13 protein-coding genes are annotated in these 13,478 nt (G+C 73.9%); 6 read left to right on the top strand and 7 right to left on the bottom strand.

The features are described from left to right. The first annotated feature begins 28 nt into the window (after positions 1-28). On the top strand, positions 29-610 hold the full coding sequence (gene mobA, locus GNZ18_RS14060) for a molybdenum cofactor guanylyltransferase (protein WP_156216813.1): 582 nt from the start codon (positions 29-31) through the stop codon (positions 608-610). Positions 611-682: 72 nt separating this feature from the next. Then, complete coding sequence (locus GNZ18_RS14055; protein WP_246249740.1) at positions 683-1,003, top strand: DUF6457 domain-containing protein; 321 nt, start codon at positions 683-685, stop codon at positions 1,001-1,003. On the opposite strand, the gene GNZ18_RS14050 is transcribed toward GNZ18_RS14055, so the two are convergent. Continuing rightward, a complete protein-coding gene (locus tag GNZ18_RS14050; protein WP_156216812.1) occupies positions 1,000-1,236 on the bottom strand; it encodes a hypothetical protein in 237 nt (78 codons plus the stop codon). The two genes, GNZ18_RS14055 and GNZ18_RS14050, sit on opposite strands and share 4 nt — an antisense overlap. 63 nt (positions 1,237-1,299) lie before the next feature. Here GNZ18_RS14050 and GNZ18_RS14045 point away from each other — a divergent pair, with 63 nt between their 5' ends. Continuing rightward, a complete protein-coding gene (locus tag GNZ18_RS14045) occupies positions 1,300-2,790 on the top strand; it encodes an MFS transporter (RefSeq protein ID WP_312874508.1) in 1,491 nt (496 codons plus the stop codon). On the opposite strand, the gene GNZ18_RS14040 is transcribed toward GNZ18_RS14045, so the two are convergent. The 3 genes from GNZ18_RS14040 to GNZ18_RS14030 form a co-directional block, all read right to left on the bottom strand. After that, positions 2,753-4,108, bottom strand: a complete 1,356-nt coding sequence (locus tag GNZ18_RS14040; protein WP_156216811.1) for an FAD-dependent oxidoreductase — start codon at positions 4,106-4,108, stop codon at positions 2,753-2,755. The genes GNZ18_RS14045 and GNZ18_RS14040 overlap by 38 nt on opposite strands. After that, on the bottom strand, positions 4,098-4,898 hold the full coding sequence (locus GNZ18_RS14035) for a tryptophan 2,3-dioxygenase (RefSeq protein WP_156216810.1): 801 nt from the start codon (positions 4,896-4,898) through the stop codon (positions 4,098-4,100). The genes GNZ18_RS14040 and GNZ18_RS14035 overlap by 11 nt, the downstream gene beginning before the upstream one ends. 104 nt (positions 4,899-5,002) lie before the next feature. Beyond that, positions 5,003-5,503 (bottom strand): MarR family transcriptional regulator, encoded by a 501-nt coding sequence (locus GNZ18_RS14030; protein WP_156216809.1) that lies wholly within the window; start codon positions 5,501-5,503, stop codon positions 5,003-5,005. Between the two features lie 89 nt (positions 5,504-5,592). Between GNZ18_RS14030 and icmF the strand changes: the two genes are divergently transcribed. Further along, a complete protein-coding gene (gene icmF, locus GNZ18_RS14025; protein WP_242893631.1) occupies positions 5,593-8,811 on the top strand; it encodes a fused isobutyryl-CoA mutase/GTPase IcmF in 3,219 nt (1,072 codons plus the stop codon). Next, complete coding sequence (locus tag GNZ18_RS14020) at positions 8,808-9,593, top strand: helical backbone metal receptor (protein WP_156216808.1); 786 nt, start codon at positions 8,808-8,810, stop codon at positions 9,591-9,593. The genes icmF and GNZ18_RS14020 overlap by 4 nt, the downstream gene beginning before the upstream one ends. Before the next feature lie 26 nt (positions 9,594-9,619). Here GNZ18_RS14020 and GNZ18_RS14015 read toward each other — a convergent pair whose 3' ends face one another. Both GNZ18_RS14015 and GNZ18_RS43145 read right to left on the bottom strand, forming a co-directional pair. After that, entirely contained in the window at positions 9,620-10,771 is a 1,152-nt protein-coding gene (locus GNZ18_RS14015; protein ID WP_214619214.1) for an acyl-CoA dehydrogenase family protein, read from the bottom strand. A 480-nt stretch (positions 10,772-11,251) separates the two neighbouring features. Further along, the gene (locus GNZ18_RS43145; protein WP_214619215.1) at positions 11,252-11,605 is read right to left on the bottom strand and encodes a DUF3099 domain-containing protein; all 354 of its coding nucleotides are present in this window, start codon (positions 11,603-11,605) and stop codon (positions 11,252-11,254) included. A gap of 89 nt (positions 11,606-11,694) precedes the next feature. Here GNZ18_RS43145 and GNZ18_RS14005 point away from each other — a divergent pair, with 89 nt between their 5' ends. Continuing rightward, positions 11,695-11,907 (top strand): dodecin, encoded by a 213-nt coding sequence (locus GNZ18_RS14005; RefSeq protein WP_156216806.1) that lies wholly within the window; start codon positions 11,695-11,697, stop codon positions 11,905-11,907. Positions 11,908-12,099: 192 nt separating this feature from the next. Here the strand turns inward: GNZ18_RS14005 and GNZ18_RS14000 are convergent, their stop codons facing one another. Then, entirely contained in the window at positions 12,100-13,473 is a 1,374-nt protein-coding gene (locus GNZ18_RS14000; RefSeq protein WP_156217044.1) for a metallopeptidase TldD-related protein, read from the bottom strand. Between the last annotated feature and the right edge of the window lie 5 nt (positions 13,474-13,478).

The following is a 13,478-nucleotide window of genomic DNA, read 5'->3' as shown; positions in this document are numbered from 1 at the left end:
CCCGCGGCCTTCCGAACGGAGCGTGACGATGGGCGAGGGGCCGGTGTTCGACGCGGTCGTGCTGGCCGGGGGCCGGGCGCGGCGGTTCGGCGGCGACAAACCGGGCGCGGCCGTCGGCGGGCGGGCGCTCATCGAGTGGGTGGCCGCCGCCGCGTCGGGCGCGTCCCGGCTGGTCGTGGTCGGCCCGCCGCGCGGCGTGCTGGCCGAGGCCGTCCACGTGCGGGAGGACCCGCCGGGCGCGGGGCCGGTCCCCGCGCTGCGGGCCGGGCTCGCCGAGGTCCGCGCGCCGTGGGTCGCGCTGCTGGCCGCCGACCTGCCGTTCCTGCGTCCCGCGCACCTCGCCGCGCTGCTGGACGCGGCGCGGGCCCGCCCCGGCGCCGTCCTCGTGGATGAGGACGGCCGCGAGCAGTGGCTCGCGGGCTGCTGGCGGACCGCCGCCCTCCGCGACGCCCTCGCCGGTTACACGGGCGCGTCCCTGCGCGGCGTCCTCGGGCCGTTGGAACCGGCCGGGGTCGCGCCGCCCGCCGGGGCCCGCCCGCCGTGGTACGACTGCGACACCCCGGAGCAACTCGCCCGCGCCGAGCGCCTCGCGCGGCGCGACGGGCGTTGACCGTGCGAGAGTGGGCACCGCGGAGGACGGCACCGCGAACGACGGCACCGCGAACGACGGACAGGGGGACGCATGTCGGTACTGGAGGAGTGGCTGGAGGCGGCCTGCGGGGAGCTCGGCCTGGAGCGCGGCGACATCGACCGTGACCTGGTGCTCGACCTGGCCCGCGACGTCGCCCACGGTGTGGCGCGGCCGGGCGCGCCGCTCACCGCCTACCTGCTGGGCCTCGCGGTCGGGCGCGGCGCCCCCGCCCGGGACGCCGCCGCCCGCCTCACCGAGCTCGCCGAGGGCTGGCAGAAGGCGGAACCGCCCCCGCCCGCCGATCCGGCCCCGCCCGCCGATCCGGCCTCCGCCGCCCCCGCTGCCGCCGCCGCCGTCCTCGACGAGACCTAGCCCTCGGGGAGGTTCCGGTCGGCGACCGGGACGACGTCGCGCAGGAAGTCGCGGCGGCCCAGGAACGCCGACAGGCTCTCGCGGTGCTCGTCGCAGGCCAGCCAGATCTTCCGCCGGTCCGGCGTGTGGATCTTCGGGTTGTTCCAGCGCAGCGCCCAGACGGCGTCGGCGCGGCAGCCCTTGGCGGAGCACTGGAGTTCGTCGGGGCCGGTCTCCGGCGCGGAATCGGTCATACCGCAACTCTGGCATGGCGACACCGCGCGTTTGACGGCGCGATCTTCGGAAAGGACGGGCTCGTGCGCACCGGGACCCCGGCCGCCGCCGGGGACGGCCCGGGCGCGCGGCGCCGCTGGCAGGCGCTGTCGGTGTGCCTGGTCGCCGCGTTCATGACCCTGCTGGACGTCAGCATCGTCAACGTCGCGCTGCCCTCGATCCGGGAGGGCCTGGACGCGTCCGAGGCGGGCCTCCAGTGGATCCTGTCGGGGTACGCGCTGACGTTCGGGCTCGTCCTCGTGCCCGCCGGGCGGCTCGGCGACGCGCGCAGCAGGCGCGCGGTGTTCATGTCGGGGCTGGCGCTGTTCACCGCCTCCAGCGCCCTCGCCGGGATCGCGCCCGGCATCGGCTGGCTGGTCGGCGCGCGGCTCGCCCAGGGCGTCGCGGGCGGCATCCTGAACCCGCAGGTCGCCGGGCTCATCCAGCAGCTGTTCCAGGGCGCCGAGCGGGGCAAGGCGTTCGGCGCGCTCGGCTCGGTCATCGGGATCGCGACCGCCACCGGCCCGCTGCTCGGCGGCGCGCTGATCGCGCTGGCCGGGGCCGACAACGGCTGGCGCTGGGTGTTCTACGTCAACGTCCCGGTCGGCCTGCTCGCGCTGCCGCTGGCGTGGCGGCTGCTGCCCGAGCCGATCTACGGGGAGCGGCGCGGGCTCGACCCGCCGGGGGTGCTGCTGCTGGGCTCGGGCGTGCTGTGCGTGCTGCTGCCGTTCGTCCAGAACCAGGAGTGGCACGGGCCCGCCAAGTGGCTGCTGCTGCCCGCCGCCGCCGCGCTGATCGCCGCGTTCGTGACGTGGGAGCGGCGGACGCGGACGCCGATGGTCGACCTCGGCATGTTCCGGCGCCGCTCCTACGCGCTCGGCGCCGCGATCGCGCTGCTGTACTTCGCCGGGTTCACCGCCGTGTTCTTCATCTTCACCCTGTACCTGCAGAACGGCCTGCACTACAGCGCGCTGGAGGCGGGCCTGGCGATCACGCCGTTCGCGGTGGGGTCGGGCGTCGCGGCCTCGGTCGGCGGACGGGTGGTGCACAGGTACGGGCGGCCGCTCGTCGCCGCCGGGCTCGGCCTGGTCGCGGTCGGGCTGGTCGCCGCGTGGGTCGCGGTCGAGCTGGAGCCCGGACGCGGCGTCGCGCTCGCGACCGCGCTGCCGCTGCTGCTCGCGGGCACCGGGAGCGGGCTGGTGATCGCGCCCAACCAGACGATCACGCTGTCGGAGATCCCCTACACCGAGGGCGGCAGCGCCGCCGGGGTGCTCCAGACCGGCCAGCGCGTCGGCACCGCGACCGGGATCGCCGCCGTCGGTTCGGTGTTCTTCGCGTCGGTCTCCGGGAGCCGCGGCGACTGGGCCGCCGCGTTCCGGCAGGGCCTCATCGTCATCCTGGCGTTCGTCCTGGCGGCGCTGGCCGCCGCCGTCGCCGACCTCGTGATCTCCAGCCGGCGGGGACGTCCGGCGGAGGGCGGCGAGGCGGCCGGGGCCGTCAGCGGCGGCTCCGCCGGCGAAGGATCCGCAGGCTGAGCACGAGCGCCCCCGCGGCCCCGGCGGCGGACCCGGCGAGGACGCGGTTCTGCCGCCGGATGCGGGACGGGATCTCCGCGTAGGGCATGGTGGAGAACGACACCAGCTCGTACCGGGAGACGTAGCGGCCCGCGAGGCGCCGCTCCAGCGCGTGCGTCGCGGCCTGCTTGGCCCGGTACACCGGCGAGGACACCCGGTCGCGCATCTCGACGAAGTTGTCCAGCGCCATCTCGGCGATCGCGTCGGTGTTGGCCTTGCGGCGCTCCTGGTAGAGCGACAGCGCGCGCGGCCAGTGCCCGTCGGTCTCGGTCAGGCACCGGTCGATCTCGATGCAGTCCTCGAACGCGCAGTTGGCGCCCTGCCCGAAGAACGGGACGATCGCGTGCGCCGCGTCCCCGAGCAGCGCGACGATCGCGCCGTCGCCGTAGCGCACCCACGGCCAGCACCGGACGGTGACGAGCGACCCGACGGGGTTGCGCCCGTAGTCCTCGACGAGCCCCGGCATCAGCTTCGCGACGTCCGGGTAGTGCTCGGCGAAGTACGCGGCGACCCGGTCGGGGGTGTCCAGGACGTCGAAGTCCGACTTCGGCCAGAACAGCGTGCAGGTGAAGGACCGGTCGAGGTTGGGCAGCGCGATCATCATGGACGTGCCGCGCGGCCAGATGTGCAGCGCGTCCGGGTCCAGCGCGAACCCGCCGTCGCGCGGCGGGACCGTCAGCTCCTTGTAGCCGTGCTCCAGGAAGTCGGTGTCGCCGTCGGGCCGCAGCGACGCGCGGACGGCGCTGTAGGCCCCGTCCCCGGCGAGGACGACGTCGGCGGGCTCGGTGCTGGAGCGGCCCGCCGGGTCCTCCAGGAGCAGCGCGCCCGCCTTGGTGTCCACGCCCGTGACGCGCCGGGAGAAGACGAGCCGGACGCCGGGCGTGGCCTCGGCGGTCTCCAGCAGCGACCGGTTCAGCTCGGCGCGGCCGATCGAGTTGATGGCGCGCCCGCCGTCGGCGCTGTAGGGCTGGAAGTTCGGCTCGCCGCCGCGCGGATGCACCATGCGGCCGTGCATGGGCAGCGCCTGCTTCAGCGCGTGGTCGCGCAGCCCGACCTGCTCCAGCGCCGCCAGGCCGCGGGCCGAGATCGCGAGGTTGATGGAGCGGCCCTGCTCGGCGCCCGCGACGCGCGGGTCGGGGCGCCGCTCGTACACCGTCACCTCGATGCCGCGCCGGCCGAGCAGCACGGCGAGCAGGCAGCCCGCGAGGCCCGCGCCGACGACGGCGACCCCTCCGCCGCCCCCGGCGCCGCCGCCAGCGGCCTCGTTGTCAGGCGCCATGGACGGGGACCTCCTCGGTCTGCGAGCGGACCTCCCACAGGTCGGGGAAGGCGGGCGCGAACAGGGTGGAGCGCAGGTAGTCGGCGCCTGCCGAGCCGCCGGTGCCGATCTTGGCGCCGATCGTCCGCTCGACCATCTTCAGGTGCCGGTACCGCCACTCCTGGATGCCCTCGTCCACGTCGACGAGCGCCTCGCACACCTCGGCCGCCGGTCCGCTCTCGTCGGCGTAGACCGCGAGCAGGATCTTCTGGACGCCCGCGTCCGGCTCCCACCCGCGCGAGACGTCCCGGTCGAGGGCCTCGGGCGGGACGGGATGGCCGCGACCGGCCAGGTAGCGCAGCAGCGAGTCGAACAGCGACGGGCGCGCGACCGCGGCCTGGAGGCGCTCGTCGTCGCGCAGGTCGGAGGCGGGGAAGGCGCGGCGCCCGAGGACGGCCTCCAGCTCGCGGAACTGCTCGCTCTGGAAGCCGCTGGAGGTCCCGAGCGCGTCGCGGAAGGACGCGAACTGCCGGGGCGTCATGGTCTCCAGCACGTCCAGCTGGCCGACGACGGTTTTGAGGATCTTGGCGATGCGGCGGGCGGTGTGCAGCGACCCGGCGCTGTTGCCCTCCTCCAGCCTGCGCTGGAGCAGGGCCGCCTCGTGCAGGATCTGCTTGAACCACAGCTCGTAGACCTGATGGATGATCACGAACAGCATCTCGTCGTGCGCGCCGGTCCTCGGCTCCTGGCATGACAGCAGCCGGTCGAGTCGCAGATAGCCGCCGTACGTCGTCGTCGGCGAATCCGCCATTGCCGCCTCCTCGCGCCTTCCGGGGTGTGATTCGCAGCATATTTGATCTACCGGTCATCCGGCCTGAGGGGCGGTCATGAGTCACAAATCCGGCATCTCGGGCGTCAGGGCTCCTCGACCTCGCCCGTGGCGGCGCGGACGGCGCGCAGCGCCGCGGTGATCTCGACGGCCCGCGCGGCGGGCAGCCCGGCGATGCCGAACCCGGACTCGTTGAGCGCGGCGGTGGCCTCCTCCGCCAGCTCGCGCCCGGCGCCGGTGATGGTGGCGAGGACGACGCGTCGGTCGGCGGGGGAGGGGCCGCGGCCGACCAGGCCGCGCTGCTCCAGGCGCCCGATCACGTTGGTCACCGACGCGGGGTGCACCATGAGCCGGTCGCCCATCTTGCCCATCGGGAGGGTGCCGGTGCGCGTGAAGGCGAGCAGGCGCAGCGCCTCGTAGGCGGCGAAGGTGAGGCCGTAGGGCTTGAGGACGGCCTCGACGCGGCTCAGCAGCAGCTGCTGCGCGCGCATCACCGAGGTCACGGCGGCCATGTGGTCGGCGTGCTCGGGCCAGCGGAGGCTCCACTGGCGGTGGGCCTCGGCGATGGGATCGGGGGTGGCGGGCATCGCATGAGCGTATGTGTCCTTGACCTGATCGCGCACGGAAACTATTTTAACTTCCAAATATTGGATGTCCAAGGGTTGAGGTGGAGACGGTGACGGGGCAGCTCCACGTGCCGGAGCATCCGGTGCGGTTCGTGACGGCGGCGGCGCTGTTCGACGGGCACGACGCGGCGATCAACATCATGCGGCGGATCCTCCAGGCGCAGGGCGCCGAGGTCGTGCACCTCGGGCACGACCGCTCGGTGCGCGAGGTCGTCGACGCCGTCCTGGAGGAGGACGCGCAGGGCGTCGCGATCAGCTCCTACCAGGGCGGGCACGTCGAGTACTTCGAGTTCCTCGCGCGGAGCCTGAAGGAGGCCGGCGCCGGGCACGTGCGGGTGTTCGGCGGGGGCGGCGGCGTGATCGTGCACGAGGAGATCGCGCGGCTGTCGGCCGCCGGGGTGCGGATCTTCTCGCCCGAGGACGGCCAGCGCCTCGGCCTGCCCGGGATGATCAACGAGCTGGTCCGCGACTGCGACGTCGACCTGGCCGCCGAGCCCGCCGCCGCGGACGGGGTCGTCGCCGGGGACCGGCGCGCCCTCGCCCGCGCGATCACCTGCCTCCAGGCCGGGAAGCTGCCGGAGGCCGACCGGGCGCTGCTCGCCGAGGCCGCCGGGAAGCGGCGCGTGCCCGTGCTCGGCATCACCGGGACGGGCGGCTCCGGCAAGTCCTCGCTCACCGACGAGCTGGTGCGGCGGCTGCGCGTCGACCAGCAGGACAAGGTCCGCGTCGCGGTGCTCGCCGTCGACCCGACCCGGCGGCGCGGCGGCGGCGCGCTGCTCGGCGACCGCATCCGGATGAACTCCCTCGACGGCGACCACGTGTTCTTCCGCTCGCTCGCCACGCGCGGCGCGCGGGAGCTGCCCGGCGGCATCGAGGACATCGTCACCGCGTGCAAGGCCGCCGGGTACGACCTCGTGGTCCTGGAGACCCCCGGCATCGGGCAGGGCGACGCCGCGATCGTCCCGCTGGTGGACGTGTCGCTGTATGTGATGACGCCGGAGTTCGGCGCCGCGTCCCAGCTGGAGAAGATCGACATGCTCGACTTCGCCGACGTGGTCGCGATCAACAAGTTCGAGCGGCGCGGCGCGGCCGACGCGCTGCGGGACGTCTCGCGGCAGCTCGTCCGCAACCGGGAGGCGTTCGGGCAGCGGCCCGACGACATGCCGGTCTTCGGCACGAGCGCCGCCACGTTCAACGACGACGGCGTCACCGCGCTCTACCAGCACCTGGGCGGGCTCCTCGGCGAGCACGGGCTCCGCCTGGAGCCCGGGACGCTGCCCGAGGCGGAGACGAAGGTGTCCACCGGCGCCGCGACGATCATCCCGCCCGCGCGCGTCCGGTACCTGTCCGACATCGCCGAGACCGTGCGCGGCTACCACGCGGCGACGCGTCGGCAGGTCGAGGCGGTCCGGCGCGTCCAGCGGCTGGACGAGGTGCGCGCGGAGCTGACCGACGCCACCGAGGTCGAGGCGCTGCTGGAGCGGGCCCGCGGGGACGTCGACCCCGCGAACGCCGAGCTGGTCGAGGGCTGGCCCGCCGTCGTGGAGTCCTACTCGGGCGAGGAGCAGGTCGTCCGGATCCGCGACCGGGAGCTGCGCACGCCGCTGGCCCGCGAGTCCCTGTCGGGCAGCCGGATCCCGCGCGTCGCGCTGCCCCGCTACACCGACCACGGCGAGCTGCTGCGGTTCCTGCGCTCGGAGAACCTGCCGGGGAGGTTCCCGTTCACCGCCGGGGTGTTCCCGTTCAAGCGCGACAACGAGGACCCGGCGCGGATGTTCGCGGGGGAGGGCGACCCGTTCCGCACCAACCGGCGCTTCAAGCTGCTGTCGGAGGGGCAGCCCGCGACCCGGCTGTCCACCGCGTTCGACTCGGTCACGCTGTACGGGCGCGACCCGGGCGAGCGCCCCGACGTGTACGGCAAGGTCGGCACGTCCGGGGTGTCGATCGCGACGCTGGACGACATGAAGGCGCTCTACGACGGGTTCGACCTGTCCTCGCCGACCACGTCGGTGTCGATGACGATCAACGGGCCCGCGCCGACGATCCTGGCGTTCTTCCTCAACACCGCCATCGACCAGGGCATGGACGCCTTCCGCGAGGAGCACGGCCGCGAGCCGTCCGAGGAGGAGGCGGCGGGGGTGCGCGCGCGGGTGCTGGCCACCGTGCGCGGCACCGTCCAGGCCGACATCCTCAAGGAGGACCAGGGGCAGAACACCTGCATCTTCTCCACCGAGTTCTCGCTGCGGATGATGGGCGACATCCAGGAGTGGTTCATCGCCAACTCCGTCCGCAACTTCTACTCGGTGTCCATCTCCGGCTACCACATCGCCGAGGCGGGCGCGAACCCCATCAGCCAGCTCGCGTTCACGCTGGCGAACGGGTTCACCTACGTCGAGTCCTACCTGGCGCGCGGCATGGACGTGAACGACTTCGCGCCGAACCTGTCGTTCTTCTTCTCCAACGGCATGGACCCCGAGTACAACGTCCTCGGACGCGTCGCCCGCCGCATCTGGGCCGTCGCCATGCGCGACCGGTACGGCGCCGACGAGCGCAGCCAGAAGCTCAAGTACCACGTGCAGACGTCGGGGCGGTCCCTGCACGCGCAGGAGATGCACTTCAACGACATCCGCACGACGCTCCAGGCGCTCATCGCGATCTACGACAACTGCAACAGCCTGCACACCAACGCCTACGACGAGGCCGTCACCACCCCGACCGCCGAGTCCGTCCGCCGGGCCCTGGCGATCCAGCTCATCATCAACCGCGAGTGGGGCCTCGCGATGAACGAGAACCCGCTCCAGGGGTCGTTCGTCATCGACGAGCTGACCGACCTCGTCGAGGAGGCGGTGCTCGCCGAGTTCGACCGGATCAGCGAGCGCGGCGGCGTGCTCGGCGCGATGGAGACCGGCTACCAGCGCGGCCGCATCCAGGACGAGTCGATGCTGTACGAGCAGCGCAAGCACGACGGCTCGCTGCCGATCGTCGGCGTCAACACCTTCCGCGGCCCGGACGCCGACTCCGGCACCCCGGTGTCGATCGAGCTGGCGCGCGCCACCGACGAGGAGAAGCGCTCGCAGCTCGACCGGGTCCGGGCCTACCAGGCCGCGCACCGCGAGGAGGCCGAGTCGGCGCTGGCCGCGCTCAAGGACGCGGCGCGCTCGGGCGGGAACGTGTTCGCGGTCCTGGTCGACGCGGCCCGGGTGTGCAGCCTCCAGCAGATCACCGACGCGTTCTTCGAGGTCGGCGGCCAGTACCGCCGCAACGTATGACGCGTTCCGGTGGGCCGGGCACCGACGACACCGGCGCGGCCGTTCCCCTGCCCGAGCGGGTGCGCCGGGTCGTCTCGCTCGTCCCGTCCCTGACCGAGACGGTCGCGGTGAGCGCGCCCGGCCTGCTCGCCGGGGCCACCGACTGGTGCACCCACCCGGCCGGCCTGGACGTGCCGCGCGTCGGCGGGACGAAGAGCCCCGACCTGGGGAAGGTCGCCGCGCTGCGGCCCGACGTCGTCCTCGGCAACACCGAGGAGAACCGGCCCGGCGACGTCGAGGCGCTGCGCGCGTCCGGCGTCCCCGTCTGGATGACCGAGATCCGCACCGTGGACGAGGCGCTCCCCTCCCTGCGCCGCATGCTGGCCGGGGCGTGCCGCGCCCCGGCGCCCGCCTGGCTGGAGGAGGCCGAGCGCGTCTGGGCGCGGGTCGCGCCCGGCGCGCCGCGCGCGGCGGTCGTCCCGGTGTGGCGGCGGCCGTGGATGGTCGTCGGCCGCGACACCTTCACCGGCGACGTCCTGTCCCGGCTGGGCGTCGCGAACGTCTACGCCGGGCACCCCGAGCGCTACCCGAAGGTCCCGCTGGAGGAGCTGAACGCGGCGGGCGCGGACCTGGTCGTCCTGCCCGACGAGCCCTACCGCTTCACCGCGGCCGACGGCCCGGAGTCCTTCCCCGGCCTGGACGCCGCGCTCGTCGACGGCCGCCACCTCACCTGGTACGGGCCCTCGCTGGTGGACGCGCCGTCCGTGCTGGCGCGGCAGCTGGCCGAGGCCCGCCGCTACTGATCCCCGGGTACTGATCCCCGGGCCGCTCAGACCTGGAGGTCCTTGGCGATGATCGTCTTGAGCACCTCGCTGGTGCCGCCGTAGATCCGCGAGACGCGGGCGTCGGCGTACAGCCGCGCGATCGGGTACTCCAGGATGTAGCCGTAGCCGCCGTGGAGCTGGAGGCACTTGTCGACCACGCGCGCCTGCACCTCGGTGCAGAACAGCTTGGCGACGGCCGCGTCGGCGGGGGTCAGCTCCCCGGCGTCCAGCGCCTCGATCGCGCGGTCCACCAGCGACCGCGCCGCCTCCACCTCGGTGGCGCACTCGGCGAGGACGAACCGGGTGTTCTGGAACGAGGAGACGGGCTTGCCGAAGACCGTCCGGTCCCGCACGTACGCGCGGGCGAAGCCCACCGCCGCGGCGGCGGAGGCGTAGGAGGTCGTGGCGATGCCGAGCCGCTCCTCCGCCAGGTTGTGGGTGAGGTACTCGAACCCGCGCCCCTCCTCGCCGAGCAGGTCCCCGGCGGGCACCCGCACGTCGGTGAACGACAGCTCCGCCGTGTCGGAGCTGCGGAGCCCGATCTTCTCCAGCTTGCGCCCGACCGCGTACCCCTCGCTGCGGGCGTCGACCGCGAGGATCGACAGGCCCGCGCGCCGGTCGCCGGCCGGGGCGGCGGAGGTGCGGGCCACCACCAGCACCCGGTCGGCCAGCACCCCGCCGGTGATGAAGGTCTTGGCGCCGTTCAGCACGTAGTGGTCGCCGTCGCGCCGCGCGGTGGTGCGCATCCCGGCGAGGTCGGAGCCGGTGCCGGGCTCGGTCATCGCGATGGCCGTCATCATCTCGCCGGCCGCGAACGGCGGCAGCCAGCGCTCCTTCTGCTCCCGCGTCGCGTACTTGAGCAGGTAGGGCAGCACCAGGTTGACGTGGACGACGTAGCCGCCGAAGCCCACCCCCGCGCGGGCGCACTCCTCGGCGACCACGGCCTGGTACTTGAAGCTGGTCTCGCCCGCGCCGCCGTACTCCTCGGGCACCTGGATGCCGAGGATCCCGAGCTCGCCGAGCCGGTTGTAGAACTCGCGCGGCGGGTGCCCCGCCTCCTCCCAGGAGCCGAACACCGGCGCGACCTCGGCGGCGACGAAGCCGCGGATCATCTTCCGGAACGCCTCGTGATCCTCGTTGAACAGGGTGCGGCGCACGCTGTGCCCCTTCCGGACGCCGACGGGCGGAACTCGCGAATCGCCAAGCTAGCTCGAATCCCGTTCTAGTAGCAACCGCCCAAGGCATGATGACGTGCGCGGATATGGCGGGGGATGTCCTGGAAGCGAACCCGGCGTCCGGTCCGGAGATCGCGCGGCGACCCGCACGGCTCCCCGCCGGAAAAGTTCGACCGGGCGGATTTCGGCTCGTGGCCGAACCAGGCCAGCTTTGGGCCTGGGCAACGCGGCGAAAATGTGCTCACCGGCCGCGGCGTCCTTCAAGGGCGGCCCGCGAACCGGTCAAGGGGGAGCCCCCGGACATGAAAAGCGGCGCCGGGTGGATACGGGGGCAATCCACCCGGCGCCGCATCATCGGTGTTCCGACGGGGGCCCGGAACACCGGCACGGGCGCTCCGACGGGGGACCAGAGCGCCGGTACAAATCGTACACCGAAACCCCCCGCGGTTAGTCAAGAGAATGTCACGACCCGATTTCCGGTCGCTGTCCGGAAATCGGCTTCTGTGCGCGGCTCCCAGGGTCCTCCTGGGACTCTCCGGAGGGCTCCTCGAAGTGCGGGGAGGCGGTCGGCTCCCGGCCGCCGTTCGCCACGATCACGCTGACGTAGGGCAGGAACAGGGCTCCGGCCACGAGGATCCCGACAGCCCACAGCGGGGCGCCGGCCATCGCCGCGACGACCGCGCCGACGAAGCAGCTCGTCCGGATGCCCATGGACACGAGGTAGCGCCGCTGCCGGTGCCCGATGTCCTCCGACATGGGGCGCGGCGCGTCGGTCACCGTGTAGACCTCGGGCCTACGGCGGGGGTTCACCTTCACATTTCCACGGTAAGCCCAAGGAGTCCGCCGGGCGACAGCAGGTCGCCCCCGGCATTTCCCAGGGAACCGCCGACGTCTGGAGGCACGGGATGACCGACCGCACATACCGGGTGACCGAGATCGTGGGGACCTCGCCGGAGTCCGTCGAGGCCGCGATCCGCAACGGGATCAGGCGGGCCGCGCGCACGCTGCGGCACCTGGACTGGTTCGAGGTGACGCAGGTCCGGGGCCAGATCGAGGAGGGGGAGGTCGCCCACTACCAGGTCGGCCTGAAGGTCGGATTCCGCCTGGAGGACGACTGAGAATCCCCCGAAACGCTGACAGTGCGCCTGACAGGTCCAGGGGGCGCTGTCGAGGCCCCGGGCCCCCCACCGGGGCGCCGGGCCGCCCACGGGCGAATCAGAGCGCCTCGGGGGCGGCCCGGGAGACAGCGCGGGGCCGCCCGGAGAGGGACTCCGGGCGGCCCCGGCCGCTCGTGATCGCCGGAGGCGCCCTCAGGACGCCTGGGAGACCGTCGACATGTTGAAGTCGCCGATCCGCACCGGCGGCATCGCGGCGCGGGTGAAGTAGTCCGACCACTCGCGGGGCAGCGTCGGCGCCGTGCGGCCGACCTCGGCCAGCCGCGACAGCAGGTCGACCGGGCTCTCGTTGAACCGGAAGTTGTTCACCGCCCCGACGACCTCGCCGCCCTCGACGAGGTACACGCCGTCGCGGGTGAGGCCGGTCAGCAGCAGCCGCTGCGGATCGACCTCGCGGATGTACCACAGGCAGGTCAGCAGCAGCCCGCGCTCGGTGCGGGCGATCATGTCCTCCAGCGCGGCGCCGCCCTCGGGCCCCGCCATCACGAGGTTGTCGATCGACGGCGTGAGCGGCAGCCCGGTCCGCCGGGCGGAGTGGCGGGTCTGGGCGAGCGAGGCGAGCTCGCCGTCCCGGATCCAGTCGGTGGCGGCCAGCGGCAGGCCGTTGTCGAACACCGACGACTCGCGGCTGGAGGCGTGCGCGACGACGAACGGCGCGCACTCCAGGCCCGGCGCCGCCGGGTCGCTGGACAGCGTCACCGGCAGGTTCGCCAGCCGCTCGCCGACGCGGGTGCCGCCGCCGGGGGCGCTGAACACCGTCCGGCCGTCCTCGGCGTCGTGCGCGCCCGCCGACCAGTACAGGTAGACCATCAGGTCGGCGACGGCGCTCGGCGGCAGGATCGTCTCGTACCGCCCGGCGGGCAGGTCCACGCGCCGCTCGCCCCAGCCGAGCCGCCGCGCGAGCCCCTCGGCCATGCCGGGGACGTCCACGTCGGTGAAGTCGCGCGTCGGGACCCCGGCCCAGGCCGAGCCGCCCGCGCCCTTGGCGTTCAGCTCCAGCAGCCCGGTCGGCTGGTCGTGGCGCAGCCGGAGCCCGGCCGAGCTGCCGACGAACGTCGAGGTCATGACGTGGTTGGCGAACCCGTACAGCCGCCGGTCGGCCGCCTGCGCCCGCGCGAACGCCTCGCCGAGCGCGGGCGCGACGCCCTCGAACACCCCGATGCCGGTCTCGGCGGGGGCCTCGTCCCAGTCCGCGCTCGCGCCGTCGGCGACCAGCGGCGCCGCGTCCTCGGCGGGCTCGTTGCCCGCGGCGTCGGCCTCGGCGGCGCGCACCAGGTCCTCGACGCCGTCGGGGCCGACGGCGGCGCGCGACACCACGCCCGCCGCGACCCCGCCGCCGGTGCTCCGCAGCGCGATCACCGTGAGGCGGCTGGAGCGCGTGACGCCGTTGGTCGTGAGGGTGTTGCCCGCCCACCGCAGATTGGCGGTGGCGGATTCGTCGGCGATCACCACGCAGTCGTCGGCGCGGGACAGCGCCAGGGCCCGTTCGACGGCCTCCTGCGGCCCCATCGTGC

The sequence above is a fragment of the Actinomadura litoris genome, assembly GCF_009733595.1.
GTDB lineage: Bacteria > Actinomycetota > Actinomycetes > Streptosporangiales > Streptosporangiaceae > Spirillospora > Spirillospora litoris.
Note: the sequence above shows the minus strand (reverse complement) of the source record. Positions and strands in the feature narration are given on the sequence as shown.